The organism is Delftia sp. 60 (assembly GCF_002754395.1).
In the GTDB taxonomy this organism is placed as follows: Bacteria; Pseudomonadota; Gammaproteobacteria; order Burkholderiales; family Burkholderiaceae_C; genus Comamonas; species Comamonas acidovorans.
Map to the genome: position 1 here is coordinate 5,996,904 of NZ_PEFD01000001.1, position 24,529 is coordinate 6,021,432.

Consider the following 24,529-nt stretch of genomic DNA (forward strand, 5'->3'; position numbering starts at 1 on the left):
GTCATGCCGCCTTGAAGACGCGCCCCGACAGCACCGTGCCCCAGACCTTGAGGTCCTTGAGCACCATGGGGTCCAGGGACAGCGGATCGTCTTCCAGCACGCAGAAGTCGGCGCGCTTGCCGCATTCGATGCTGCCGATCTCGTGGTCCATCTTCAGTGTCCAGGCCGCGCCCAGCGTGACGGCATGCAGGGCCTGGGCCACGGTCAGGCGCTCGGCCGCGCCCAGCACGCGGCCCTTGGGCGTGATCCGGTGGACCGCGCACCAGGCGGTGAACAGCGGCCCCAGCGGCGTGACGGGCGCATCCGAATGGATGGCCAGCGGCACGCCGGCGGCTAGCGCGCTGGCGCAGGCATCGAGCCGCATGGCCCGGTCCGGCCCCATGGTCATCTCGTAGTGCTGGTCGCCCCAGTACCAGAGGTGGTTGGCGAACAGGTTGGCGCACAGGCCCAGCGCCGCCATGCGGCGAAACAGCGGCGCATCGATCATCTGGCCATGCTGCAGCGTGTGGCGGTGATCGGGCCGGGGCGCGCGGGCCAGCACGCGGCCTATGGCGTCGATGGCGGCTTCACTGGCCTCGTCGCCATTGGTGTGCGTATGGATGAGCAGGCCTGCGCGGTGGTAGGTCTCGAAATCGGCCTCGTACTGCGCGGGCGCGGTGACCCAGATGCCGTTGGGCGCGCCGTTGTAGTGACCGGGCCAGCGCAGGCGCGCCGAAAAGCCCTGGATGGAGCCGTCCAGCATCATCTTGACCAGGCCGTAGCGCAGCCGGTCGGTGTTGCGCGCCATGAGCGCGCGCACATGCTCGGCACCGGCCTCGGCGCCATGGGTGCCGTGAAACGCCTGGAAGGCGGGCAGGATGCGGATGGGCACCTGGTCATCGGCCAGCGCGGCCTCCAGCACGCGGCAGTCCTGCTCGCCCAGCCTGTTGACCAGGTCGGTGGCCGTGGTCACGCCCTGGCGGCAGGCCAGGCGGGCGAAGGAGCGCACACCGGCCTCGGTCATGGGCGCCAGCAGCCCGGCGTTGCCGATCTTGCGCAGCACCAGGAACATGGCGGCCGGCTCCTGCAGCTCGCCCGTGGGCTCGCCGGCCAGGGCGTGGCCGGGCGCAAAGCGCACCACGCCCTCGACCTCGTTGTCGCGCGTGATCTCGGCCAGGCGCAGCATGGCGCTGTTGACGTTCATCAGATGGCCGTTGGCGTGCGAGATCACGACGGGACGGCCTGCGGCGGCCCGGTCCAGGTGCTCCACCGTCATGCGCTCGCCGCCAAAGTAGATGGGATCGAACCCCCAGGCGATCAGCGGCTGTCCGGGCGGCAGGCCCTGCGCATCCATGCGCGCCGCCACCTCGGCCAGGCGGTCCACCACGGCATCCATGGAGCGCAGGCCGGGCCAGGTCTTTCCATCGGGGTCGCGCCGGTCGAACCAGCCCGTGTATGTCCAGTCCCACATGCTGCCTTCCTTGAGGTGGCAGTGGCCCTCGACCAGGCCGGGCAGCAGCACCTGGTCGGCAAAGCGCTCGTCGATGCGGCACTCGCCCCAGGCCGTGCAGCGCGCCAGGTCCCCGACCGCGAGGATGCGCCCGTCGCGCACGGCCACGTGCGTGGCCTCGGGCTGCATGGGGTTCATGGTGATGATCTTGCGGGCGGCGTAGACGGTGATGCTCATGGTGGCGGGTGCTCCGGGTTCAAAGGGCCAGCGGCGCGCGCGGCACGCCATCGATGTGGTCCACGCGGATGCAGCGCACCCAGTGGCCGGGGGCGGCTTCGCGCAGCGGTGGCGCCTCGGCCGAGCACGCAGGCACGGCCACGGGGCAGCGCCCGGCGAAGCGGCAGCCCGCAGGCGGGTCGATGGGACTGGGCGGGTCGCCGGCCAGCCGGATGCGCCGCGCCGCGCGCTCGCGCCCGCCGCGCACCGTGGGCACGGCCGACATCAGGGCCACGCTGTAGGGATGCAGCGGCCGCGCGAAGAAAGCCTGGCGCGGTGCGCGCTCCACGATCTGGCCCAGGTACATGACGGCGATGTCGTCGCAGATGTGCTCGACCACGGCCATGTCGTGCGAGATGAACAGGTAGCTCAGGCCCAGCTCGCGCTGCAGCCGTGCCAGGAGGTTGAGGATCTGGGCGCGGATGGCGATGTCCAGCGCCGACACGGGTTCGTCGCAGACCACAAGTTCGGGCCGCGTGGCCAGGGCGCGCGCGATGTTGATGCGCTGGCGCTGGCCGCCCGAGAACTGGTGCGGGAACAGCTGGCGCTGTTCGGGCCGCAGGCCGACCTGGGTGAACAGCTCGGCCACGCGCGCCTCGCGCTCGGCCGGCGTGCCCACGTCCATCAGGTCCAGCGGAGCGCGCACCGCATCGCCCGCGCGCTGGCGAGGATTCAGCGAGGAAAACGGGTCCTGGAACACGATCTGCATGCGCCGCCTCGCCTGGCGCAGGGCCTCACCCGACAGGCCGCCCAGGTCGGTATCGCCCAGCTGCATGCGGCCCGCCGTCACGGGCGCCAGGCGCATCACGGCCAGCGCCGTGGTCGTCTTGCCCGATCCCGACTCGCCCACCACGGCCAGCGTGCTGCCGCGCCGCAGGCTGAAGGACACGCCGTCCACGGCCTTGACCACTTCGGGCCTGCCGAACAGGCCCTTGCCCGGGCGCGGAAAGTGGACCTGGAGATCGTCCACCTGCAAGAGGGTATCGTCCATGCGTGCGTTCATGCCAGGGCCTCCGTATGGGCGCGGATGCGGGAAGCGGGAGCGTGCAGCCAGCAGGCCACGCCGTGGGATGGATCATCCAGCGCGGTCAGCGGCGGCGCCTCGCTGGCGCAGCGCGGCTGGGCCTCGCGGCAGCGCGCACGAAAGGCGCAGCCGCTGCCCAACTCCCAGATCGAGGGCACGACGCCGGGGATCTCGGGCAGCTCGGTGCGCCCGCCTGCCTGGCTGCTGCCCAGCTCGGGCAGGCAGGCGATCAGGCCGCGCGTGTACGGATGGGCGGGCGCCGACAGCACCTGCTCGCAGCGGCCCTGCTCGATCACGCGGCCCGCATACATGACCATGACGCGGTCCGCCATCTCGGCCACGGCCCCCATGTCGTGCGTGATCAGCACGATGGCCGTGCCCTTGTCGCGCTGCAGCTCGCGCAGCAGGTCGAAGATCTGCGCCTGCACGGTCACGTCCAGCGCCGTGGTGGGCTCGTCGGCGATCAGGATGTCGGGCCGGCACGCCAGGGCCATGGCGATCATCACGCGCTGGCGCATGCCGCCCGACAGCTGGTGCGGGTACTCGTGCACGCGCCGCTCGGGCGCGGGGATGCCGACCTGCCGGAGCATTTCCACGGCGCGCTGGCGCGCGGCGGCCGCATCCAGGCCGGCGTGCAGGCGCAGCGGCTCGGCGATCTGCTCGCCCACGGTGAGCACCGGGTTCAGCGAGGTCATCGGCTCCTGGAAGATCATGGAGATGCGGTTGCCGCGCACCTGGCGCATATGGGCCTCGCCGGCGGCCACAAGGTCCTCGCCCTGGAAGCGCACCTGCCCGCCCGTGATGCGGCCCGGAGGCGAGGGAATGAGGCGCAGCAGCGCCAGCGCCGTCATGCTCTTGCCGCAGCCGGATTCGCCGACCACGCACAGGGTCTCGCCCGCGCGCAGATCGAAATCCACGCCGTTGAGCACCGTGGCCTGGCCGCGCCGGCCCTGGAAGGCCACGCGCAGGCCGCTGACTTGCAGCAGGGGGGTGTCGGTGTCCATCAGCGCTCCCTCAGCTTGGGGTTGAGTGCATCGTTGAGGCCGTCGCCGATCAGGCTGACGGCCAGCACGGTGACGAAGATGGCGGCACCGGGAAAGGCCACGGCCCACCAGCACGACAGCAGGTACTGGCGGGCCGACCCGATCATCAGGCCCCAGCTCATCTGGTTGGGGTCGCCCAGGCCCAGGAAGGACAGGCCGGCCTCGAACAGGATGGCGGCGCCCACGGCCAGCGTGGCCGACACCACCAGCGGCGGCAGCGCATTGGGCAGGATCACCTTCCAGATGATGCGGCCGTGGCGCGCGCCGATGGCGCTCTCCGCGCGCACGAATTCAAGCTGGCGGATGCGCATGAACTCGGCCCGCGTCAACCGCGCCGTGGCCGGCCAGCTGACGCTGCCGATGGCCAGCGTGACCGTCACCAGCGAGGGCGAGAACAGCGTGACCACCACCATGGCGAACAGCAGCGCAGGCAGCACCTGGAAGAACTCGGTCACGCGCATCAGCAGCGCATCGACGCGGCCGCCGTAGTAGCCGGCCATCGCCCCCAGCGTCACGCCGATGCACACCGACAGCAAAGCCGCGAAGGCGCCCACCATCAGCGTGGCGCGGCCGCCGTGGATGATGCCCGTGAGCACGTCGCGCCCCAGCTGGTCGCTGCCCAGCCAGGCCTCCTCGCTGAACGGCGGGCTCAGCGGCATGGTGCGGATCTCGAACGGGTCCGCAGGCCAGATCCAGGGGCCGGCGATGGCCACCAGCAGCACGATGAGCAGCATGGCCATGCCGGCAATGGCCGAGGGGTTGCGCAGGAACATGCGCAGCGCTTCGCGCGCCGGGTGCTCGGCATGGGCTGCGGCCTGCGGCGCGGCGACGCTCGGCACGGACACGGAAGGTGGTGTGATGGCATTCATGGTCTCAGGCCGCCTTGATGCGGGGATCGATCAGCCGGTAGCACAGGTCGGTGACGAGGTTCATCACGACCACGACGATGGAGGAGAACAGCAGCACGCCCAGGATGGTCGGGTAGTCGCGCCGCAGCACCGAGTCGAAGGCGAGCCGGCCCAGGCCCGGCCAGTTGAAGACCGTCTCCACGATGATGGCGCCGGCCATGACGTTGCCGAACTGCAGGCCCAGCATGGTCACCACGGGCAGCAGCGCGTTGCGCAGCGCATGGCGGTAGAGCACCACATGCTCGGCCAGTCCCTTGGCGCGCGCCGTGCGGATGTAGTCGGCGCCCAGCACGTCCAGCATGGACGAGCGCGACAGCCGGCTGTACTGCGCCAGGTAGACCAGGGCCAGTGTCAGCGCGGGCAGCACCAGGTGCCGGGCCACGTCCAGCAGGTCGGCAAGGCCTGCGCCGCCTGCGGCATCGGCCGAGCGCATGCCCGACACCGGCAGCACGGGCCACCAGGAGGCAAAGGCCAGCACCAGCAGCATGCCGGTCCAGAACACGGGCGCCGCAAAGCCCACCAGGGACAGCACGGTGATGCACTGCGACAGCAGGCCGTTGGGCCGGCGCGAGGACAGCACGCCCAGCAGCGTGCCCACCACGAAGGCCGTGAGCACGGCGGCCAGCACCAGCAGCAAGGTGGCGGGCACGCGCTCGGCAATCATCTGCGCCACCGGCAGGTTGAAGAAGTAGGAGTAGCCCAGATCACCACTGGCCACGCGCGCCAGGTAGATGCCCAGCTGCACGGGCAGCGGCCGGTCCAGCCCGTAGCGTGTGCGCAGCTCGGCCATGAGCTCGGGCTCCATGCCGCCGCTGGCGCCGGCAATGGTCTCCACGGGATCGCCGGGCGCCGCATGCACCAGCATGAAGTTCAGCACCACCACGGCCAGCACCAGCGCCAGGCCCTGCAGCAGCCGCTTGAGGAGTGTGCGAAGAAAAGCCATGGACTGCACCTCCCCGACTACTTCAGAAAGATCTCGTCGTAGGGCGAGGCCGGCCCCCAGACCGTGGTCGGCAGGTTGCCCACGTTCTTGCGCGCGGCCGTGTGATAGGGCGAGTTGTTGATGAAGATCACCGGCAGCTCGTCGGTCACGGTCTTCTGGAAGGCCGCATAGAGCTTCTTGCGCTCGGCCGTGTCCAGCGTGCTGCTGGCCGTGTTCAGCAGCTCGTCCACCTTGGGATTGCGGTAGGACTGGGTGTTGGTCCAGACCACGGGCTTGATGTTGGTGGACAGGTAGCTGCGGTGCACGCCGATGACCGGATCACCCCAGTTGAAGACGATGTCCATGGACAGGTCGAAGTCATGCGTGGCCAGGCGCCGGGCCCAGGCCGGGAAATCAGCCGAGGCCCGTACATCGACGGCGATGCCGACCTTCTTGAGCTGGGCACGCACGTACTCGGCCACGTTCTTTTGCTGCTCGTCCGTGCCCGGCAGGTAGTCGATGGTGATCTTGAAGCGCTCTCCGTTGGCCCCGGGCTTGAGGCCGGCCTCGTCCAGCAGAGCGGCCGACTTCTTGAGGTCCAGCGGATAGCGCACCAGGTCGGCCGAGGCAAAGGGGCTGGCCGCCACGATGGGGCCGTCGGCCACGGTGGCGAAGCCGCCCATCAGCGCCTTGGTGATGAAGTTCTTGTCGATGGCATGCGCAATGGCCTTGCGCACGCGCACATCGTCCAGCGGCTTCCTGTCGGTGTTGATGGCCAGCCAGTTGATCGAGCCTATGCCCTCGAAGCCCTTGCCGGTCAGCGTGATCTGGGGATTGGTGGACAGGCGCTTCAGGTCGATGGAGGCCTGCAGGTAGGGCACCATCTGCACGTCGCCGCGCTCCAGGCTCAGCAGCAGGCTGGAGGAGTCGGGCACGATGTTGAAGACCAGCTTGTCCAGGTAGGGCCGGCCGGGCAGGAAGAACTTGTCGAAGCGCTCCATCACGATGCGCTGGCCCGCGCGGAACTCGGTCAGCTTGAACGGCCCCGAGCCCACCACGTCGGCGCTGTTGCGCGCATGGGTCTTGAGGTCGGCACCATCGCCATAGATGTGCCTGGGCAGTATGGGCGCCAGCGCCGGGCTCATGGCCAGCAAGATGGCCGGATGCGGCGCGTTCATGCGGATGATGGCCGTGTAGGGGTCGGGCGTGTCCACCTTCTCCACGGGCCCCAGCATGGTCTGGAACGGGTGGTTGGCCTTGATGGCCATGATGGAGAAGGCCACGTCGGCCGAGGTGATGGGCTTGCCGTCGTGGAACACGGCATTCCTGCGCAGGTTCAGGGTCAGCGACTTGCCGTCCTCGGCCAGCTTCCAGGATTCGGCCAGGTAGGGCTGGGGCTTCCACTGGTCATCGAAGCGCAGCGGGCTGGCGAACAGCTGGGTGGAAGGCATGGCCGTGGCAATGCCCGATTGCACGGCGCCGTTCAGGTGCCGTGGCACCTGGGTGCTGCCCACGATCAGGGTGCCGCCGCGCTGCGGCTCCTGGGCCTGCAGCGGCGTGGCCGCCAGGCCCGCCAGCGCGCCGGCCAGGGCCAGGGCCGCCAGGGCGCGGCGTCGGAAAGTGATGGTGTGCATGGACTGTCTCCCTCGTTGGATCGCCAGGCCGCGCGGCTCGCTGCCTTCAATCCAGAATACGCAACAAGGGCGCGGGCCGCGGGGGCCACAGCCGTCCAAACGTAGGAGCCAGAGGCCCGGTGTTTACCCGCGTCGGCCGGCCCAAACCTTTACTTGCCAGCACCCGCACCGCAACATGGCGCCGACCGCGCGCCCTCTGCCCGGCCGCGCCAAGAACGCCCCCCGATTGCCTCCGTTGCGCCATGAGCACCCCTTCCGCCACAGACCCACGCCACCAGTGGGCCCGCCTGTTCGCGCTGCCCGAGCAGCCCGGCCTTCCCCTGAAGGACCGCCTGCGCCTGGCCCTGGTCCAGCCCATCCTCGAAGGCCGCCTGCCGCCCGGCGCGGCCATGCCGCCCTCGCGCGAGCTGTCGCGCCTGCTGGAGGTGTCGCGCAATACCGTGACCACGGTCTACGAGCAGCTGGTGGATGAAGGCTTTCTCGAGGCCCGCCCGCGCAGCGGCGTGTTCGTGGCCCGGGATTCGCGCCTGGCTGGTGTGGACGGCGCCGTGGCCCTGCCTGCGACAAGTCCCGGGGAGCCCGCACCGGACTGGTCTGCACGCGTGCTGCGCTCGCTGACGGACAGGCACACGCTGTCCAAGCCGCTGCAGTGGCGCGAGTACCCCTACCCCTTCGTCTACGGCATGCACGATCCCGCGCTGTTTCCCACCGAAGGCTTCCGGGAATGCTGCACGCGCAGCCTGGCGCGCGCCCAGTTGCCGCACTGGACGCCGGACTTCGAGACCGACGATGTGCCCGACCTGATCGAGCAGATCCGCCTGCGCCTGCTGCCCCGGCGCGGCGTGTTCGCGCTCAAGGAAGAGATCCTGGTCACCGTGGGCGCGCAGCAGGCCTTCTACCTGCTGGCCGACGCGCTGCTGGCCCCCTCGCAGCGGCTGGGCTTCGAGGAGCCCGGCCACCCGCATGCGCGCAACACCTTTTCGCTGCGCCGCCCCCACTGGGTGCCCGTGGCCGTGGACGAGGAAGGCGTGGTGGTCGATGGCCTGCCGCCGCTGGACTACCTGTTCGTCACGCCCTCGCACCAGAGCCCCACCACCGTGACGCTGAGCCTGCAGCGGCGCGAGCAACTGCTGCGCCGCGCCGAGCAGGGCGATTTCGTGATCATCGAGGACGACTACGAGGCCGAGAACCTCTACCAGGGCACGCCCATGCCCGCGCTCAAGAGCCTGGACAAGGGCGGGCGTGTGATCTATGTGGGTTCGCTGTCCAAGAGCCTGTCGCCCGCGCTGCGGCTGGGCTACATCGTTGCGCCGCGCGCGCTGATCGACGAGTTGCGCGTGCTGCGCCATGCCATGGTGCGCCACCCCAGCGCCTTTCTGCAGCACGCCTATGCGCTGTTCCTGTCGCTGGGCCACCATGAGGCCCATGCGCGCCGCGTGAACCAGGCCATGCTGGAACGCGTGGCGCAGGTGGACCGCTCGCTGCGCGCGCACCTGCCGGATTTCATCTTCCGCCAGCCCCAGGGCGGCGCGTCGCTGTGGGTGCAGGCACCGGCGTGGCTGGACGCCGATGCGCTGGCCGCCGTGGCGCGCCGCCACGGCGTGCTGATCGAGGCAGGCAGCGCGTTCTTTGCGACGCCGCGCCAGCCCTGCCCCTTTTTCCGGCTGCGCCTGTCCTCCATTGCCCTCGATCAGATCGATGCCGGCATCCAGGCGCTGGCACGGGCGGTGATGGAGCTGGACTCAGCCCGCAATCACTGCTGCGCGTAGGATTCCAGCGGCTTGTCGTTGGGCTTTTGCAGCAGCTGCTTGAGCAGGTCGCTCATGGGCAGGTTCAGCGGGGCATTCTTGGGCGGAATGGGCTGCACGAACCACTTGTCATAGATCTTCGCCACTTCGCCCGAGGCCATCATGCCCACCAGCACGTCGTCCACGGCCTTCTTGAAGGCGGGGTCATCGCGGCGGAACAGGATGGCGATGGGCTCGGAGCCCAGCACCTCGCCCACGATCTTGAAGCCTGCAGGGTTCTTGGAGTTGGCGATGACGCCGGCCAGCAGGTTGTCGTCCAGCACGAAGGCATCGGCACGGCCCGATTCGAGCATCAGAAAGCTCTCGAAATGGTCCTTGCCCAGCGAGGTGGGCAGGTTCACGCCATTGTCGCGCCCGTACTTGCGCAGCAGCTGCACGGCGGTCGTGCCGGCCGAGGCCGCCACGGGCTTGCCGTCGAGCTGCTTGAAGGAGGTGATGCCCGAGTCGGCACGCACGGCCATGCGCACCTGGCTCACGTAGGTGGTCACGGCAAAGGCCACCTGCTTTTGGCGAGCGAGGTTGTTCGTGGTCGGGCCGCAGCCGATGTCCACGGTGCCGTTCTGCACCAGGGGCATGGTGTTCTGCGAGGTCAGGGCCATGTACTCGATCTTGGCCTTGGGCACGATCTGGGCCAGCACCTTCTCGCACAGCTCCACGTGGTAGCCCACGTACTTCTGCGTGGTCCCGAAGGCATAGGCCATGGGCGCCGAGCTTTCGCGCACGCCCATCACCACCTTGCCTGTGCTCTGGATCTTGTCCAGCGTGCCGGCCGCCTCCTGTGCATGGGCAGCGCCAGTTGCCGCCACCACACATGCCATCGCCACATGGGCCAGTACGAATCGCATCGAGGGTCTCCTTGGATAGTTGTTGCAGGTCCGAAGGCGCGCTGCGCCTCCACCCTGCCGTGCCGCCGTCGCCGGCTGCCTCCAGGCAGGGCCGCCGTCAAGGCGATTGCATCAACTATCGAGCAATCAGGCGCCTGTGCATAACGATGAAATGGAAGAAGGTCATGCTCCACCCACATGACCCGGCACCCTGATGGTGCGCCGCGGTGGCCCCAGGCCCGCCGCGCCCGGTCAGCCGGCCGACCCTGCCGCAAGCCGGTGCATGAGGCCCTGCGTCGAGGCATCGACGCCCTGCCAGTCGCCACTGTCCTGGCGCGCATGCAGCTGGCGCGCCAGGTGCTTGCCCAGCTCCACGCCCCATTGGTCGAAGCTGTTGATGCCCCAGACCGCACCTGCGGAAAAGACACGGTGCTCGTACAGCGCGATCAGTGCGCCCAGCGATGCCGGGTCCAGCTGCTGCAGCAGCAGGAAGCTGCTGGGCCGGTTGCCCGCGCAATGGCGCTCTGCCCCTTCGCCGTGGCGCCCCTCCATCAGGGCCTGGGCCTGGGCAATGGCGTTGACGACCAGGCTCTGGTGGTGTGCGCCCAGGTATTTGCCGCCGTCGCGCAGCGCGATGAACTCCACGGGAATCACGTCCTGGCCCTGGTGCAGCATCTGGAAGAAGGCATGCTGGCCATTGGTGCCGGGCTCGCCCCAGATCACGGGCGCCGTGCGCACGGGCAGTGTCTGCCCGTCGCGCGTCACGCCCTTGCCGTTGCTCTCCATCTCCAGCTGCTGCAGGTAGGCGGTCAGCCGCCGCAGGCCATGGCTGTAGGGGGCAATGCAGCGGCTGGAGAAGCCGCAGAAATCGCGGTACCAGACGTCCAGCAGGCCCAGGCGCAGCGGCAGGTTGCCCTCCACGCCGGAGGAAAAGAAATGCGCATCCATGGCATGGGCGCCACCCAGCAGCGCACGGAACTGCGCCGCGCCAATGGCGATGGCCACGGGCAGGCCGATGGCCGACCACAGCGAAAAACGGCCGCCCACCCAGTCCCAGAATCCCAGCGTGCGGCGGATGCCGAAGTCGGCTGCGGCCTGCACATTGGTGGTGAGCGCCACGAAGTGCCGGTCGATGGAGCACGCGGCCTGCGGGTCCTCGCTGCCGCCCTGCTCCAGGAACCACCGGCGCGCCGAGTGCGCGTTGAGCATGGTCTCGGCCGTGGTGAAGGATTTGGAGGCGATCAGGAACAGCGTGCTGTGCGGGCGCACGCGGCGCAGCACATGGCCGAGCTCATGGCCATCGACGTTGGAGACGAAATGGAAATTCTTGCCCGCATCGACCCAGTCCTCCAGCGCATTGACCACCACTTCGGGGCCCAGGTGCGAGCCGCCGATGCCGATGTTCACGATGTCGGTGATGCCCTCGTCGCCACGCACCTGCTCGGCCAGGGCCAGCATGGCGTCCAGCGTCTCGTGCACCTGGCCCAGCGCCTCGTGCATGGCCGGCTGCCACTGCTGCACGGTGGCGCAGTGGCGCAGCTGGCCGCCGTCGCGCGGCATGCGCAGCAGCCAGTGCATGACGGCACGGCCCTCGGTGCAGTTGACGGGCTCGCCGGCCAGCATGGCGTCGCGCTGGGCCAGCACGCCGGCCTGCTGCGCCAGCTCGCGCAGCAGCTCTTCGGTGCGCTCGGTCCAGAGGTTCTTGGACAGGTCGGCAAAGACATGGGGCGCCTGCTGGCTCAGCGCCTCCAGCCGGCCCGCGTCCGCGGCAAAGGCCTGGCGCAGATCCAGGGTCTGGATGTCTTCGTGGAAATGGCTTTCAAGTGCCGGCCATGCCGGCAAGGTATTGCACAGAACGGGCAAGGTCTTCATCCAATCAGTCTGCGGCCTGCTGCATCAATGCTTCGAGCTTGCGCGTGTCGGCAGCAAAGGCGCGAATGCCTTCTGCCAGCTTTTCGGTGCCCATGGCGTCTTCGTTGAGGGCCAGGCGGAACCCGGCCTCGTCGTAGTGCACGGGATCGAGCTCCAGGGTCCGCGCCGCCTCGGGGTCCAGGGCGCGCGACAGCGGCGCATCGCTGGCGCCCAGCTGGGCCAGCAGTTCGGGGGCGATGGTCAACAGGTCACAGCCGGCCAGTGCCACGATCTGGCCCGTGTTGCGAAAGCTCGCGCCCATGACCTCGGTGGCGATGCCGAAGTGCTTGTAGTGCTCGTAGATGGCACGCACGGAACGCACGCCGGGGTCGTTGGCGCCGGCCATGGCGGCCTCGTCCCACTGGGCGCCGGCCTGCTTCTTGTACCAGTCGTAGATGCGGCCCACGAAGGGAGAGATCAGCTGCACCTTGGCCTGTCCGCAGGCCACTGCCTGGCAGAACGAGAACAGCAGCGTGAGGTTGGTGTGGATGCCGCGCAGCTCCAGCTGGCGCGCCGCCTCGATGCCTTCCCAGGTGGAGGCGATCTTGATGAGCACGCGATCGATGTGCACGCCTTCGGCCTGGTACAGCTCGATCAGGCGCTCGGCACGCGCCACGGTGGCCGAGGTATTGAAGGACAGGCGCGCATCGACTTCGGTGGAGACGCGGCCCGGAATGGTGTTCAGGATCTCGCAGCCGAAGCGCACCAGCATGCGGTCCATGACCTCGTCGAGGCTGCGGCCCTTGTACTGGGCCACGGTGGCACGCATCAGCGGTGCGTACTCGGGCTTTTGCACCGCCTTGAGGATGAGCGAGGGATTGGTGGTCGCATCCCGCGGCTGGAACTGGGCCAGTTGGTGGAAGTCGCCGGTATCGGCCACCACGGTCGTGTACTGTCGAAGCGCATCAAGCTGGTTCATGGAACATCCTTTGGGCGGGAGCCTGGCGAGGGCGGCATCGCACCAGGGCGGTGCGGTTGTACCGGCAAATCCTCCGAGTGTATGCGCGCGCATGGTTTGCATCGGCGTCAGGAAAGTAAGCGAAGGCTGCCGCTCATGCAAAATGCGCGCTGGACCTGCCTTGCGGCAACCGCTTCCCTTCACCCATAGAACAACGCCCACCGCCTAATGCTGGACCGCATCACCGCCTCGCTGCCCTCGCTTGCTCCCGCCGAACAACGCGTGGCCCGCCTGGTGCTGGCCGATCCACGGGCCTTCGCACGGCAGCCGGTGCGCGAACTGGCCGAGCGCGCCCATGTCAGCAAGCCGACGGTGGTGCGCTTTTGCCGCAGCATGGGCTACGACGGCCTGGCCGACTTCAAGCTCAAGCTGGCCGGCAGCGTCAGCGAGGGCGTGCCCTTCATCCACCGCAGCGTGGACACCGACGACAAGACCAGCGACGTGATGGTCAAGGTGGTGGACAACGCCGTGGCCGCCTTCCTGCAATACCGCAATGCCGCCAGCACCACGGCCATAGAGCAGGCGGCGCAGGCCATCGCCTCGACCTGGCAGACAGGCCGGCGCATCGAGTTCTACGGCGCAGGCAACTCGGGCATCGTGGCGCAGGACGCGCAGCACAAGTTCTTTCGCCTGGGCGTGACCAGCCTGGCCACCAGCGACGGCCACATGCAGGTGATGAGCGCCACCCTGCTGGGACCCGGCGACTGCGCGGTGATCATTTCCAACTCGGGCCGCACCCGCGACCTGATGGACGCCGCCGACATCGCGCGCAAGAACGGCGCCACCACGATTGCCATCACCGCCAGCGGCTCGCCCCTGGCCTCGGCCTGCCACATCCATCTGGCCGCCGACCATCCCGAGGGCTACGACCGCTACAGCCCCATGGTGTCGCGCCTGCTGCACCTGCTGGTCATCGATGTGCTGGCCACCTGCGTGGCGCTGCGCATCGGCCCGGCCCTGCAGCCTGCGCTGGAGCAGATGAAGAACAACCTGCGGGCCAAGCGCTACACGTAGCACCGGCCCCAGGCCCACCCGCCTCGTTCAGCCCTGCCAGCGCCTGAGCACCAGCGAGGCGTTGACGCCACCAAAGCCGAAACCGTTGACCAGGGCATGCTCCATGGCCCAGGGCCTGGCCGCGCCGGCGATCAGGTCCAGCCCCTGGGCCAGGGGATCGGGCTCCACGAGATTGCGCGTGGCCGGCGCCATCTGGTCGCGCAGCGCCAGCACCGTGAAGATGGCCGCCACCGCGCCCGCCGCGCCCAGCAAATGGCCCGTGGCCGACTTGGTGGAGCTGATCGCCACGCCGCTGCCCTCGCCAAACAGGGAGCGCATGGCCGCCAGCTCGCCCCGGTCGCCCACGGGCGTGGAGGTGGCGTGGGCATTGAGGTACTGCAGCTGATCCGGCGACAGTCCGGCCATGGCCAGCGCCTGCGCCATGCTGCGGCGCGCGCCGTCGCCATCCTCCGGGCCCGAGGTGATGTGATAGGCATCGGCGCTGGTGCCGTAGCCCACGACTTCGGCCAGCGGCACGGCGCCGCGCGCCAGGGCGTGGTCCAGCCCCTCCAGCACCAGGGCGCCCGCGCCCTCGCCCATGACAAAGCCGTTACGGCCTGTGTCGAAGGGGCGCGAGGCCTCTTCGGGGCGGTCGTTGTATCCCGTGGAAAGGGCCTTGGCCGCCGCGAACGCGCCCAGGCTCACGCGGTCGATGGCTGCCTCGGCGCCGCCGCACAGCGCCACATCGGCCTCGCCCGAACGGATCATGCGCAGGCCGTCGCCCACCGCCTGAACACTGGCTGCGCAGGCGGTAACCGGCGCACCCAGCGGGCCCTTGAGTCCATGGCGTATCGACACATGCCCGGCCGCGAGATTGACCAGGAAAGACGGCACGGTGAAGGGCGACAGGCGCGACACCCCCCGGCTGTCCGTGGTGCGCACGGCCTGGGCAATGGCGCCAAACCCGCCGATGCCCGAGGCAATGATGCAGGCCGTGCGCGTGCGCTCCTGCTCGCTGGCCGGCTGCCAGCCGGCCTGGGCCAGGGCCTGGTCCGAAGCGTCCAGCGCCAGTGGAATGAAGCGGTCCATCTTGCGCTGGTCCTTGGGCGAGACCACGGCATCGATGTCCCAGCCGCCTTCCGGGTCCCGGGCCAGGTCGGGCACCTGGCCTGCCACCTGGCCCGGCACATCGGGCGCCAGATCCTCGGGCAGCCGGCTCAGGCCCGATGCGCCGGACAGCAGCCGGCGCCAGGCCAATTCAGTGCCCCGCCCCAGCGGCGAGACCATGCCCATGCCCGTGATGACCACGCGGCGAGGCAGGTGGGCCGCCGTATGGACCGTATGGGCCGTATTCATGAGCCGCTCCTGGCACACCGTGCGGAGGTCGGAGCGGTCCCAGGCAGCAGGCTGCGCAGAAGTGAACAGGCATTCATCGGTTCTTCCCTGTAGAGTGCACAGCCCCTGCAGAACATGGCGCACAGGCCATGGCAGGGGCTGATTTATGATGATGGCCGTCATCATAAACGTGTTTTGATAACGACCACAATCATTGGACAGCGCACATGAAAGTCACGAAAGCCCAGGCCGCGCAGAACCGGCAGGACATCCTCGAAGCCGCCGCGCGGCTGTACCGCGAGCACGGGCTGGACGGCGTCGGCGTTGCCGAGGTGACGCGCGGCGCGGGGCTCACGCACGGCGGGCTCTATCGCCACTTCGAATCCAAGGATGCGCTGGTGCGCGAGGCCTGCGCACGCGCCTTCGACTGGTCCATCGCGCCGCTGGACGGCCTGCAGAGTGAACAGGCCGGTAGCCTTGCCGCGCGCGTGCAGTCCTATCTGTCGCCACAGCACCGCGACAGCCCCGGCGAGGGCTGCCCCGCCGCAGCACTGGCCGTGGACGTGGCCCGGGCAGGCGGCGATCTTTCAGCGGTGTTCGCCGAAGGGGTGGAACGCAACATCGGCAGATTTGCGCGCGTGATAGGCACACTTGGCGACGATCAGGCACCCGATGCCACACAGCGCGCCCAGGCCATGGCCATGCTCAGCAGCATGGTGGGCGCCCTGGTCCTGGCACGCGCCACGGTCGCGGCCAATCCAGCCTTGTCCGACGAGATTCTGAAAACGGTGCAGGCCCACCTTCTTGCGCCCGAGAGCCAGGCCCGTTGACCCGCGCCGCCTGCGCTATACGTCCTGCGAATGCAGCGGCATGGCCTGCTCGATCAGGCTGGCGTGCAGGGCAGCGCCCAGCGGCAGCACCTCGTCATTGAAGTCATACCGGCTGCTGTGCAGCGGCACCCCGGGCTGGGCGCCCGTGGATTGCCCCAGGCGCAGGTAGGCACCGGGCTTGTGCTGCAGCATGAACGAAAAGTCCTCGGCCCCCATGCTGGGTTCCAGCTGCCGGTCCAGGTTCTCCACCCCCACCAGCGACTGGGCCACCTCGGCAGCAAAGGCGGCCTCCGTGGGGGAGTTGATGGTGGCGGGATAGATGCGCTCGTAGTTGACCTTGGCCGTGGCACCCAGCCCCAGCGCCACCGCACTGCACAACTCCTGCAGGCGCTGCTCGACACGGTCCTGCACGGCGGGGTCGAAGGTCCGCACGGTTCCTACCAGCGTTGCCGTGCCCGGCATCACGCTGAAGGCGCCCAGGTCCCCGGCCTGCACGGCGCACAGGCTGATGACGGCACTGTCGATGGCGCGCACATTGCGCGAAACGATGCTCTGCACGGCCGTGGTGATGTGCGCGGCCGCCAGCACCACATCCACCGTCTGGTAGGGATGCGCGCCGTGGCCGCCGCGCCCCGTGATCTCGATGGTGATGCGGTCGGCCGCCGCCATCATCGCGCCCATGTTGATACCGACGGTGCCGGCGCGCATGGCGGGCCAGTTGTGCATGGCGTACACGGCCTGCATCGGAAAGCGATCGAACAGACCATCGGCAATCATGGCCCGCGCGCCACCGCGCCCTTCTTCGGCGGGCTGAAAGACCAGCACGGCCGAGCCATCGAAGCGCCGCGTCGCGGCCAGGTAGCGGGCGGCGCCCACCAGCATGGTCGTATGGCCGTCATGCCCGCAGCCGTGCATCAGCCCCTGCTTGCCGGACTTCCAGGGAAATTCGTTGTGCTCGACCATGGGCAGTGCGTCCATGTCGGCACGCAGGCCCACCATGGCGCCCGAACTGTGGCCCTGCCCGCGGATCACGGCCACCAGGCCCGTGGTGCCCACGCCTTCATGGATCTCGTCCACACCGCACTGGCGCAAGGCCTCCTTGACGCGCGCCGCCGTGAAGCGCTCCTCGAATCCCAGCTCCGGATGCGCATGCAGCTCGCGGCGCAGCGCCGTCAGCTCCGGGTGGTACTGGGCGATCTGGGCAAAGGCCCGACCGCCTGCCTTGTATCGAGTGGCTTCCATAGCCTTGGTTCTTTCGCTTCGTTGGCCTGCGCATTACCTTAACGCAGGAAATCGCGCCCGCCCACCGTCAGCCCATCGACAGGAAACAAAAAGGCCTCCCGAAGGAGGCCATTCGTTGCGCAGACGCCGCGTGCTCAGAAGCGATGGCGCAGGCCGACGGTGAAGCCCGTGCGCTTGGTGGCGCCATTGGCGTCCAGCATCACGCCCGAGCCGCCGCTGGTCTTGGTGTGGTCCAGGGCCACATAGGCATCGGTACGCTTGGAGAAGGCGTAGTCGACCACCGCCACCAGGAAGTCTGCCTTGCCATTGAAATTACCCGTGCCCGAGCCCGACTGCTTGGCATGGTAGTAATGCGCGCCCACATTGATCTGGGGCGTGATCTGGTAGCCGAAGCCCATCTTGTACATCTGGCGCTTGTTGGCGTCGCCGGCCACGAAGCCGCCGTTGGACGAGCCCGTCCAGAAGGAGTTGAGGATGGCCTGGTCGAATCCACCGCCTGCCGCTGCAGCTGGGAACGCATCCTTGCGCTTGTTCAGGCCGTAGCCCAGGTTGACGTACCAGGGGCCCACGCGGTAGGAGCCGCCCAGGGTATAGGCATCGACCTTGGTGCCGGCCGGCAGCGTGGTGCCCAGGTAGCCGGCGCCTGCGGAGATGCCGCTTTGCGAATAACGCAGATAGCCGCCAGCCGTCTTGATGGCGCCACCAGGGCTCACGCCGGTGCCCACCTTGTCGAAGGTGTTGTTCTCGTCGAACGAATACTGCAGGGCGCCGCGCACGGGGCCGAACTCGGCCAGGTACTTGACCATGTTGCTGGCGCGCGCGCCCATGGACATGCCGATTTCAGGCTTGTAGGCCTCCATGTACGGCGAATATGGGAAAGAGGCATAGGTGGAAGTCACCAGGTCGAACAGCAGGTTGTACTGGCGGCCCAGGGTAACCTGGCCAAAGCTCTTGCTGCGCAGGCCCACCCAGGATTGCTGAAAGTAGCTGGCCGCAGCCTGCTCGCCGGTGTCGGTGAGGAAACGGGCCTCCAGGTTGGCAATCGCTGCCAGACCGCCACCCAGGTCCTCGGTGATGTTGATGCCCCAGCGGCTTTGCGACATGCCGCCGCCGATCATCTGGGTCTTGCCGCTCTTGGTCGGGCCTTCATTGGTGGTGTGGCGCACGCCGGCATCGACGATGCCGTACAGCTGCACGCTGCTTTGCTGGGCGAATGCTGCCAAGGGTGCCGTTGCTGCCAACACCGCCAGTGCCACGCTCTTTTTCACGAATGAAGAATTCATTGTGTTGTCTCTCTCTTGTTAACGATTGGTTGGTGGAAATTTCATTCTAGAAACGCTTTTCCCGCCTCGTCACCGTTGGCACAAGCACAACACAGGTCTTTCCCTAGCACAAAACAAAAGAGCCAGTCCGAAGACTGGCTCTTTTTTGCTTCAAATGGCAACTGGCTTACGCCAGCCGTTCATTAGAAAGCGTGGCGAATGCCGACTTGCACGCCAGTCTGGCTTTCGCCAGCTTGCACGCCACCAGCGTACACGCCCTTGGCTTGCAGGCCCAGGGTCGAAGCATCCTTGTTCTTCAGGAATGCCAGGTTGCCGTACAGAGCGGTGCGCTTGGACAGGTTGTGGACATAGCCCAGAGTGATCTGGTGAGCCTTGGAGTCGATGGCCTTTTGGTCGTACAGAGCGTATTGCAGCTTGACTTCGCCCACGCCGCCGACGGGAGCCGAAGCGCCCAGCATGTAGGAGTTGGTCTTGATGTCGCCGCCGATGTCACGCTTGAACTTGGTCTGTTGCAGCAGGCCGCTCAGCTTGGCAACGCCGAAGTTGTACGAAGCACCCAGGGTGATTTCGTCACGGTCGGTAGCCAGGCCGCCAACGGCAGTCTTTTGCTGGGCCAGGCCCAGGCTGGCGCTCAGGGGGCCGTTGTCGTATGCAACGTAACCGCCGATGTAACGGCCGACGCTGTCAGCAGTACCGACGGTTTGCTTTTCGTCGAAAGCGTAGCCAAAGCCGGCATTGAAACCGCCGAAGTTGGGGGTGTAGTACGAGATCAGGTTGTTAGCGCGGATGCCGTTGTCGTCGGCGCTTGTGCCAGCTGCCCAGTTACGGAAGCCCATGAATTGGCCGATACCGGTGGCGCTGAACAGGTCGTAGGAGGTCAGCTTTTGGAAGGTCGGGACTTGGTCACGGCCCAGGCGCACTTCACCGAAGTTGCCCGACAGGCTCACGGTGGAACGACGCTTGAAGTTGAAGCCGCTGGCGTTGCCATCGTCACCGAAGATTTCGCCTTCCAGCCAGAAGCCAGCCTTCAGACCACCACCCAGGTCTTCCGTGCCGCGCAGGCCCAGACGGCTCGTGGAAGCGCCGCTGGTGCCCAGGCCGTAACGGCTGTCGCCAGCTGCGTCCTTGTTCACGTAGGCAACGTTGGTGTCCACGATACCGAACAGGGTCACGGAGGATTGAGCCATTGCGGCGCCGGAAGCAGCCAGCACTGCCAGGGCAATCAGAGATTTTTTCATTACGAGTTACTCCAAGGTTTAGAAGGGCGCCGGTCGTGAGGAAGAGAGGCTTGGCCTGATGCTCCACCGGTTTCCCGCGCCAACCTCCTGGTGGGGAAGTTAGGGCCTATTGCACCAGACCACCGCTGCCCATGCAAAGAAATTCACCCACAAACGGGCATTACCCCCGTTTTTCGTTGCACTGCCGCAACAAACCTGCAAGCCAACACAATCAGGCCCAACCCGAACATCGCGCCGGCCTTGTTGCGCTTGCACAAAGAGAGGGCATGGCGTCCTGGTGTACCGTTCAGACCCTGAATTTGCCAAGATTTTCCGCTCTAGGGACCGCCCATGGACAAGATACTGACTGCCGCCGATGCGGCGCTTCGCACCCTGTTTGCACAGCCTTCCGCCGCCGAACGCTCCCCGGCCGCCGGCATCGCGGAGGGAGAGCTGACCGAGGCACAGCGTCGGCTGTCGGGCGCCTTGATGCGCGTCAATCACGTCGGAGAGGTCTGCGCCCAGGCGCTGTACAACGCCCAGGCCATGGTGACGCGCGACATGGTGCTGCGCGAGCACCTGCTGGAGGCGGCGCGCGAGGAGACCGACCACCTGGCATGGACCCGCGACCGGCTCAACGCCCTGGGCGACCGGCCCAGCCTGCTGAACCCGCTGTGGTTTGCCGGCGCCTTCGCCATCGGTGTGGTGGCCGCCAAGATCAGCGACGCGGCCAGCCTGGGGTTTGTGGTGGAGACGGAGGAGCAGGTGTCCGCCCATCTGGAATCCCATCTGGGCCTGTTGCCCGAGGAAGACCGCGCCTCGCTGGCCGTGGTGGCCCGCATGAAGGATGACGAGGAACGCCATGCCGCCGCTGCGCGCGAAGCCGGTGCCCTGCAATTGCCGCCCCCTGCCCGCGCCTTGATGCGCCTGGCAGCCAAGGTGATGACGACAACTGCCCACCGCATCTGAACCTTCAGAAACATCTGAAGCAGCATTCCATCCAAAAAAAGCGGGCCTTGCCCGCTTTCTTCATTTCAGGAGGGCCGCGCCGAGGTGCCAGCCCAGCCATCGGCGGCATCAGGCCTCGACGATGTCGAATCCCGTGGTGATCTCGGCCGTCTTGCCCAGCATGATGGTGGCCGAGCAGTATTTGTCATGGCTCATGGCAATGGCACGTTCCACAGCACCCGTGGGCAGACCCGTGCCGCTGACGGTGAACTGCATGTGGATCTTGGTGAACACCTTGGGGTCCGCATCGGCGCGCTCCGAGGTGAGCTTGACGCTGCAGCCTTTGACGGCATGCCTGCCGCGCTTGAGGATCAGCACCACGTCATAGGCCGTGCAGCCACCGGCGCCGGCCAGCAGCATCTCCATGGGGCGGGGTGCCTGGTTCTGCCCTCCGTTGGCGGGGTTGGCCGCATCCGGCGCCCCATCCATATTGACCACGTGGCCGCTGCCCGTTTCCGCCACGAAGCCCATGCCCGAGCGCATGCCGGTCGTGCCGCCTGTCCAACTCACTGTGCATTCCATTGTTGCGTCCTCAAAAAACTGTTGCTATTTTGCATCAACTACACAAAAACCCTGATTTTGTTGCAACGCAGCACCTGCCGTGCATACAATGCACCCAAGCGTTATCTGAAGGGTTAACCCGGACACCCCTCCAGATGGACTGCAGATTGTGAACCAACTTCGCTCTGCATCGCACCAGTTGTCTCCTCCACCTCCTCTATTGGTGGATTCAGCCCCCGGCTTTACAGCCTGGGGCTTTTTTTTGGTTTCGTCGCTCCCGGCCTGTGCAGGACGCTGCACTGCAGCATGATTCACAAGCGCCTATGATGGCCGCCTGACACCGACGGGCCGCCTCCCGGCCTGCTGCTCTCCAGCCTTTCGCCGACGATGAACCACCCCCTGACCCCTGCCGACTACCTGACCAAGATCCTTACCGCGCGCGTCTATGACGTGGCCGTGGAGTCGGACCTGGAGCCCGCCAAGGCGCTGAGCCGCCGCCTGCACAACAAGGTGCTGCTCAAGCGCGAGGACCAGCAGCCGGTGTTCAGCTTCAAACTGCGCGGCGCCTATAACAAGATGGCGCACCTGTCGGCCGAGCAGCTGGAAAAGGGCGTGATCTGCGCCTCGGCCGGCAACCATGCGCAAGGCGTGGCCCTGGGCGCACGCAAGCTCGGCTGCCGTGCCGTGATCGTGATGCCGACCACCACGCCCCAGGTCAAGATCGATGCGGTGCAGGCGCTGGGCGGCGAGGTGGAACTGGCCGGCGAAAGCTATTCCGACGCCTACAAGCACGCCGTCAAGCTGCAAAAGGAAAAGGGCCTGACCTTTGTGCACCCCTTCGACGATCCCTACGTGATCGCCGGCCAGGGCACGATTGCCATGGAAATGCTGAGCCAGCTCCAAAAGCTGGGCAGCCCGCGCCTGGACGCGGTCTTTGTCGCCATCGGCGGCGGCGGCCTGATCTCGGGCGTGGCCAACTACATCAAGGCCGTGCGCCCCGACGTGAAGGTGATCGGCGTGCACACCAAGGATTCGGACGCCATGCTGCAGTCCGTGCGCGCCGGCCACCGCGTGGAGCTGGCCGACGTGGGCCTGTTCGCCGACGGCACGGCCGTCAAGCTGGTGGGCGAGGAGACCTTCCGCATCGCCCAGGGCCTGGTGGACGACTACGTGGTGGTCGATACCGATGCCGTCTGCGCCGCGATCAAGGACATCTTCGTGGACACGCGCTCCATCGTCGAGCCGTCCGGCGCCCTGGCCGTGGCGGCCATCAAGCAGTACGTTGCCAAGCACAAGACCAAGGGCGAGACCTATGCCGCCATCCTGTGCGGCGCCAACATGAACTTCGACCGGCTGCGCTTCGTGGCCGAGCGGGCCGAGGTGGGCGAGGAGCGCGAGGCCCTTTTCGCCGTGACCATCCCCGAGGAGCGCGGCAGCTTCAAGCGCTTTTGCGAAGCGGTGGGCAAGCTGCCCGGCGGCCCGCGCAACGTGACCGAATTCAACTACCGCATCAGCCACGAGAACAAGGCCCATGTCTTCGTGGGCCTGACCACGGCGGCACGCGGCGAGTCCGAGAAGATCGCCAGGAACTTCGAGAAGCAGGGCTTCGAGGCGCTGGACCTGACCTTCGACGACATGGCCAAGGAGCATCTGCGCCACATGGTCGGCGGCCATTCGCCGCTGGCGCAGGAAGAACGCCTGCTGCGCTTCGTCTTCCCCGAGCGCCCCGGCGCATTGTTCAAGTTCCTCAGCCTGATGGCGCCGACCTGGAACATCTCGCTGTTCCACTACCGCAACCAGGGCGCCGACTACGGCCGCATCCTGGTCGGCATGCAGGTGCCCGCCAAGGATGGCAAGAAATTCGACGCCTTCCTGAGCAATCTTGGCTACCCCTGGGTCGAGGAAACCGCCAACCCGGCCTACCAGCTTTTCCTCAAGTGACGGACCTGGCGGGCCGGCACTGACACGCCCATGCAGCCGCTTCGCCACTTTGTCCTGGCCGTCCAGTTCTTCAGCCGCATCCCGGTCACGGGGCGGCTGGCCGCCTGGGCTGGCTGGAGCCCCCAGCTGCAGCACGCCAGCGTTGCCCATCTGCCCGGCATCGGCTGGCTGGTGGGCGCATGGGGCGCAGCGTGCCTGGCGGCAACAGGCTGGCTGCTGGCGCCCAGCCCCTGGATGCCGCTGGTTGCCGCCGTTCTTTCCACCGTGGCCACGCTGTGGCTGACTGGGGGACTGCACGAAGACGGATTGGCCGATGTGGCCGACGGCCTGGGCGGCTTTGTCCCGCCCGAGCGCGCGCTGGAAATCATGAAGGATTCGCGCCTGGGAGCCTACGGCGCCATGGCCCTGGTGATGGCGCTGCTGGCCAAGCTATCCCTGGTCGCGCTGCTGGTCGACATCAACATGCAATGGGCGGCCTTGCTGCTGTGCAGCATCCATGTGCTGTCGCGCATGGCGCCGCTGGCCCTCATGCAATGCCTTCCCTATGTGGGCCAGGCCACCCACTCCAAGGCCTTGCACGCCGCGGGTCGGCCATTGGCTGCCAGGGGCCTGGTCGCGGCAACCCTCTGGTGCCTGCCCGCCCTGGCGCTGACAGGCTGGCTGGGGGGCCTGCCGCTCGCCATCGGCCTGGTACTGCCCGGTGCCCTGGCCACGGCCGCCATGGTGCGCTGGCTGCGCCGCCGGCTGGGCGGCATGACGGGGGATTGCCTGGGCGCTGCCCAGCAGGTCTGTGAACTGGCCATGCTGCTGGGGGCTGCCGCCGTACTGGTGCGCGTGCAATGAACTCCATCTGCGCCAACCCGGCACCACGCCTTTGGCTGGTACGCCATGCCCGCCCCTGGTGGCGCCCGGCATCTGCTATGGCCGACTCGACATGCAAGCCGACGCCCAGGCCACGGCCGATGCGGCGCAGGCCCTGCACCTCGCCCTGCCTGCGGATTGCCTGCTGGCGCATTCGCCCCTGCGCCGATGCCGTCAATTGGCCCGGGCCCTGCAGGCACTGCGGCCCGGCCTGGCATCGGCGGCGGACAGCCGCCTGCTGGAGATGGATTTCGGCGAGTGGGAAGGCCAGCCCTGGGATGCGCTGGACCGCGGCGCCATCGATGCCTGGGCGGCAGACCTTGCCGGGCACGCGCCGGGCCGGGGAGAGTCCCTGGCGACCATGCTGCGCAGGGTGGATGAGGCCTTGCAGCAGGCGAGCAGGGGTTCGGTGGGCGATGGCGCCGCACGCGACACCGTCTGGATCACCCATGCCGGCGTGGCGCGCTGCGTGCAATGGCTGATGCGCGAAGGCAGCGCCCTGCCCCAGGCGGCCCAATGGACGCTGCCCGCGCCTGACTTTGGCGGCTGGCTGGCGCTGGACCTGCCGTTGCCGCGTTGAC

20 protein-coding genes and 1 pseudogene are annotated in these 24,529 nt (G+C 67.7%); 7 read left to right on the forward strand and 14 right to left on the reverse strand.

Features of this window, described 5'->3' with window-relative positions; translation table 11 throughout:
• Window position 1: 1 nt before the first annotated feature.
• The 6 genes from CLV01_RS26955 to CLV01_RS26980 are packed head-to-tail and all read right to left on the reverse strand — an operon-like array spanning window position 2 to window position 7,236.
• Window positions 2-1,666 carry an amidohydrolase gene (locus CLV01_RS26955; RefSeq protein WP_099735046.1) on the reverse strand — a complete coding sequence of 555 codons (1,665 nt, stop codon included), beginning with the start codon at window positions 1,664-1,666 and terminating at the stop codon, window positions 2-4.
• Between the two features lie 19 nt (window positions 1,667-1,685).
• Entirely contained in the window at window positions 1,686-2,708 is a 1,023-nt protein-coding gene (locus tag CLV01_RS26960; RefSeq protein ID WP_016450885.1) for an ABC transporter ATP-binding protein, read from the reverse strand.
• Window positions 2,705-3,733 carry an ABC transporter ATP-binding protein gene (locus CLV01_RS26965; protein WP_034397073.1) on the reverse strand — a complete coding sequence of 343 codons (1,029 nt, stop codon included), beginning with the start codon at window positions 3,731-3,733 and terminating at the stop codon, window positions 2,705-2,707. The genes CLV01_RS26960 and CLV01_RS26965 overlap by 4 nt, the downstream gene beginning before the upstream one ends.
• A complete protein-coding gene (locus CLV01_RS26970) occupies window positions 3,733-4,641 on the reverse strand; it encodes an ABC transporter permease (RefSeq protein ID WP_043790046.1) in 909 nt (302 codons plus the stop codon). The genes CLV01_RS26965 and CLV01_RS26970 overlap by 1 nt, the downstream gene beginning before the upstream one ends.
• A gap of 4 nt (window positions 4,642-4,645) precedes the next feature.
• On the reverse strand, window positions 4,646-5,623 hold the full coding sequence (locus CLV01_RS26975) for an ABC transporter permease (protein ID WP_012207467.1): 978 nt from the start codon (window positions 5,621-5,623) through the stop codon (window positions 4,646-4,648).
• 17 nt (window positions 5,624-5,640) lie between these two features.
• The gene (locus CLV01_RS26980) at window positions 5,641-7,236 is read right to left on the reverse strand and encodes an ABC transporter substrate-binding protein (RefSeq protein ID WP_099732804.1); all 1,596 of its coding nucleotides are present in this window, start codon (window positions 7,234-7,236) and stop codon (window positions 5,641-5,643) included.
• A 242-nt stretch (window positions 7,237-7,478) separates the two neighbouring features.
• On the opposite strand from CLV01_RS26980, the gene pdxR reads away from it, so the two are divergent.
• Window positions 7,479-9,005, forward strand: a complete 1,527-nt coding sequence (pdxR, locus tag CLV01_RS26985; RefSeq protein WP_099732803.1) for a MocR-like pyridoxine biosynthesis transcription factor PdxR — start codon at window positions 7,479-7,481, stop codon at window positions 9,003-9,005.
• On the opposite strand, the gene CLV01_RS26990 is transcribed toward pdxR, so the two are convergent.
• The 3 genes from CLV01_RS26990 to tal all read right to left on the reverse strand — a co-directional run bounded on the left by CLV01_RS26990 (window position 8,990) and on the right by tal (window position 12,698).
• Window positions 8,990-9,889 (reverse strand): transporter substrate-binding domain-containing protein, encoded by a 900-nt coding sequence (locus tag CLV01_RS26990; protein WP_012207470.1) that lies wholly within the window; start codon window positions 9,887-9,889, stop codon window positions 8,990-8,992. The two genes, pdxR and CLV01_RS26990, sit on opposite strands and share 16 nt — an antisense overlap.
• A 231-nt stretch (window positions 9,890-10,120) precedes the next feature.
• Window positions 10,121-11,740, reverse strand: a complete 1,620-nt coding sequence (gene pgi / locus CLV01_RS26995) for a glucose-6-phosphate isomerase (RefSeq protein WP_099732802.1) — start codon at window positions 11,738-11,740, stop codon at window positions 10,121-10,123.
• A gap of 4 nt (window positions 11,741-11,744) precedes the next feature.
• The gene (tal, locus tag CLV01_RS27000; protein WP_012207472.1) at window positions 11,745-12,698 is read right to left on the reverse strand and encodes a transaldolase; all 954 of its coding nucleotides are present in this window, start codon (window positions 12,696-12,698) and stop codon (window positions 11,745-11,747) included.
• Window positions 12,699-12,905: 207 nt separating this feature from the next.
• On the opposite strand from tal, the gene CLV01_RS27005 reads away from it, so the two are divergent.
• The gene (locus CLV01_RS27005; RefSeq protein ID WP_016448717.1) at window positions 12,906-13,751 is read left to right on the forward strand and encodes a MurR/RpiR family transcriptional regulator; all 846 of its coding nucleotides are present in this window, start codon (window positions 12,906-12,908) and stop codon (window positions 13,749-13,751) included.
• A 27-nt stretch (window positions 13,752-13,778) separates the two neighbouring features.
• On the opposite strand, the gene fabF is transcribed toward CLV01_RS27005, so the two are convergent.
• Window positions 13,779-15,086 (reverse strand): beta-ketoacyl-ACP synthase II, encoded by a 1,308-nt coding sequence (gene fabF / locus CLV01_RS27010; protein ID WP_099735045.1) that lies wholly within the window; start codon window positions 15,084-15,086, stop codon window positions 13,779-13,781.
• Between the two features lie 206 nt (window positions 15,087-15,292).
• On the opposite strand from fabF, the gene CLV01_RS27015 reads away from it, so the two are divergent.
• Complete coding sequence (locus CLV01_RS27015) at window positions 15,293-15,895, forward strand: TetR/AcrR family transcriptional regulator (RefSeq protein ID WP_099732801.1); 603 nt, start codon at window positions 15,293-15,295, stop codon at window positions 15,893-15,895.
• Between the two features lie 15 nt (window positions 15,896-15,910).
• On the opposite strand, the gene CLV01_RS27020 is transcribed toward CLV01_RS27015, so the two are convergent.
• From CLV01_RS27020 to CLV01_RS27030, 3 genes are all read right to left on the reverse strand, one after another.
• A complete protein-coding gene (locus CLV01_RS27020; RefSeq protein ID WP_099732800.1) occupies window positions 15,911-17,137 on the reverse strand; it encodes a M20 aminoacylase family protein in 1,227 nt (408 codons plus the stop codon).
• A 134-nt stretch (window positions 17,138-17,271) separates the two neighbouring features.
• A complete protein-coding gene (locus CLV01_RS27025; protein WP_099732799.1) occupies window positions 17,272-18,420 on the reverse strand; it encodes a porin in 1,149 nt (382 codons plus the stop codon).
• Window positions 18,421-18,602: 182 nt separating this feature from the next.
• Window positions 18,603-19,658, reverse strand: a complete 1,056-nt coding sequence (locus CLV01_RS27030; protein WP_099732798.1) for a porin — start codon at window positions 19,656-19,658, stop codon at window positions 18,603-18,605.
• A 330-nt stretch (window positions 19,659-19,988) separates the two neighbouring features.
• Between CLV01_RS27030 and coq7 the strand changes: the two genes are divergently transcribed.
• A complete protein-coding gene (gene coq7, locus CLV01_RS27035; RefSeq protein WP_012207480.1) occupies window positions 19,989-20,606 on the forward strand; it encodes a 2-polyprenyl-3-methyl-6-methoxy-1,4-benzoquinone monooxygenase in 618 nt (205 codons plus the stop codon).
• Window positions 20,607-20,714: 108 nt separating this feature from the next.
• Here the strand turns inward: coq7 and CLV01_RS27040 are convergent, their stop codons facing one another.
• The gene (locus CLV01_RS27040) at window positions 20,715-21,167 is read right to left on the reverse strand and encodes an OsmC family protein (protein WP_012207481.1); all 453 of its coding nucleotides are present in this window, start codon (window positions 21,165-21,167) and stop codon (window positions 20,715-20,717) included.
• 366 nt (window positions 21,168-21,533) lie between these two features.
• Between CLV01_RS27040 and ilvA the strand changes: the two genes are divergently transcribed.
• The 3 genes and pseudogenes from ilvA to CLV01_RS27055 all read left to right on the forward strand — a co-directional run bounded on the left by ilvA (window position 21,534) and on the right by CLV01_RS27055 (window position 24,528).
• Window positions 21,534-23,087 carry a threonine ammonia-lyase, biosynthetic gene (ilvA, locus tag CLV01_RS27045; protein ID WP_013800662.1) on the forward strand — a complete coding sequence of 518 codons (1,554 nt, stop codon included), beginning with the start codon at window positions 21,534-21,536 and terminating at the stop codon, window positions 23,085-23,087.
• A 30-nt stretch (window positions 23,088-23,117) separates the two neighbouring features.
• Window positions 23,118-23,930 (forward strand): adenosylcobinamide-GDP ribazoletransferase, encoded by an 813-nt coding sequence (locus CLV01_RS27050; RefSeq protein WP_099732797.1) that lies wholly within the window; start codon window positions 23,118-23,120, stop codon window positions 23,928-23,930.
• Window positions 23,927-24,528 (forward strand): annotated as a pseudogene (locus CLV01_RS27055) (histidine phosphatase family protein). Before CLV01_RS27050 ends, CLV01_RS27055 begins: the two are co-directional and overlap by 4 nt.
• Window position 24,529 lies beyond the last annotated feature (1 nt).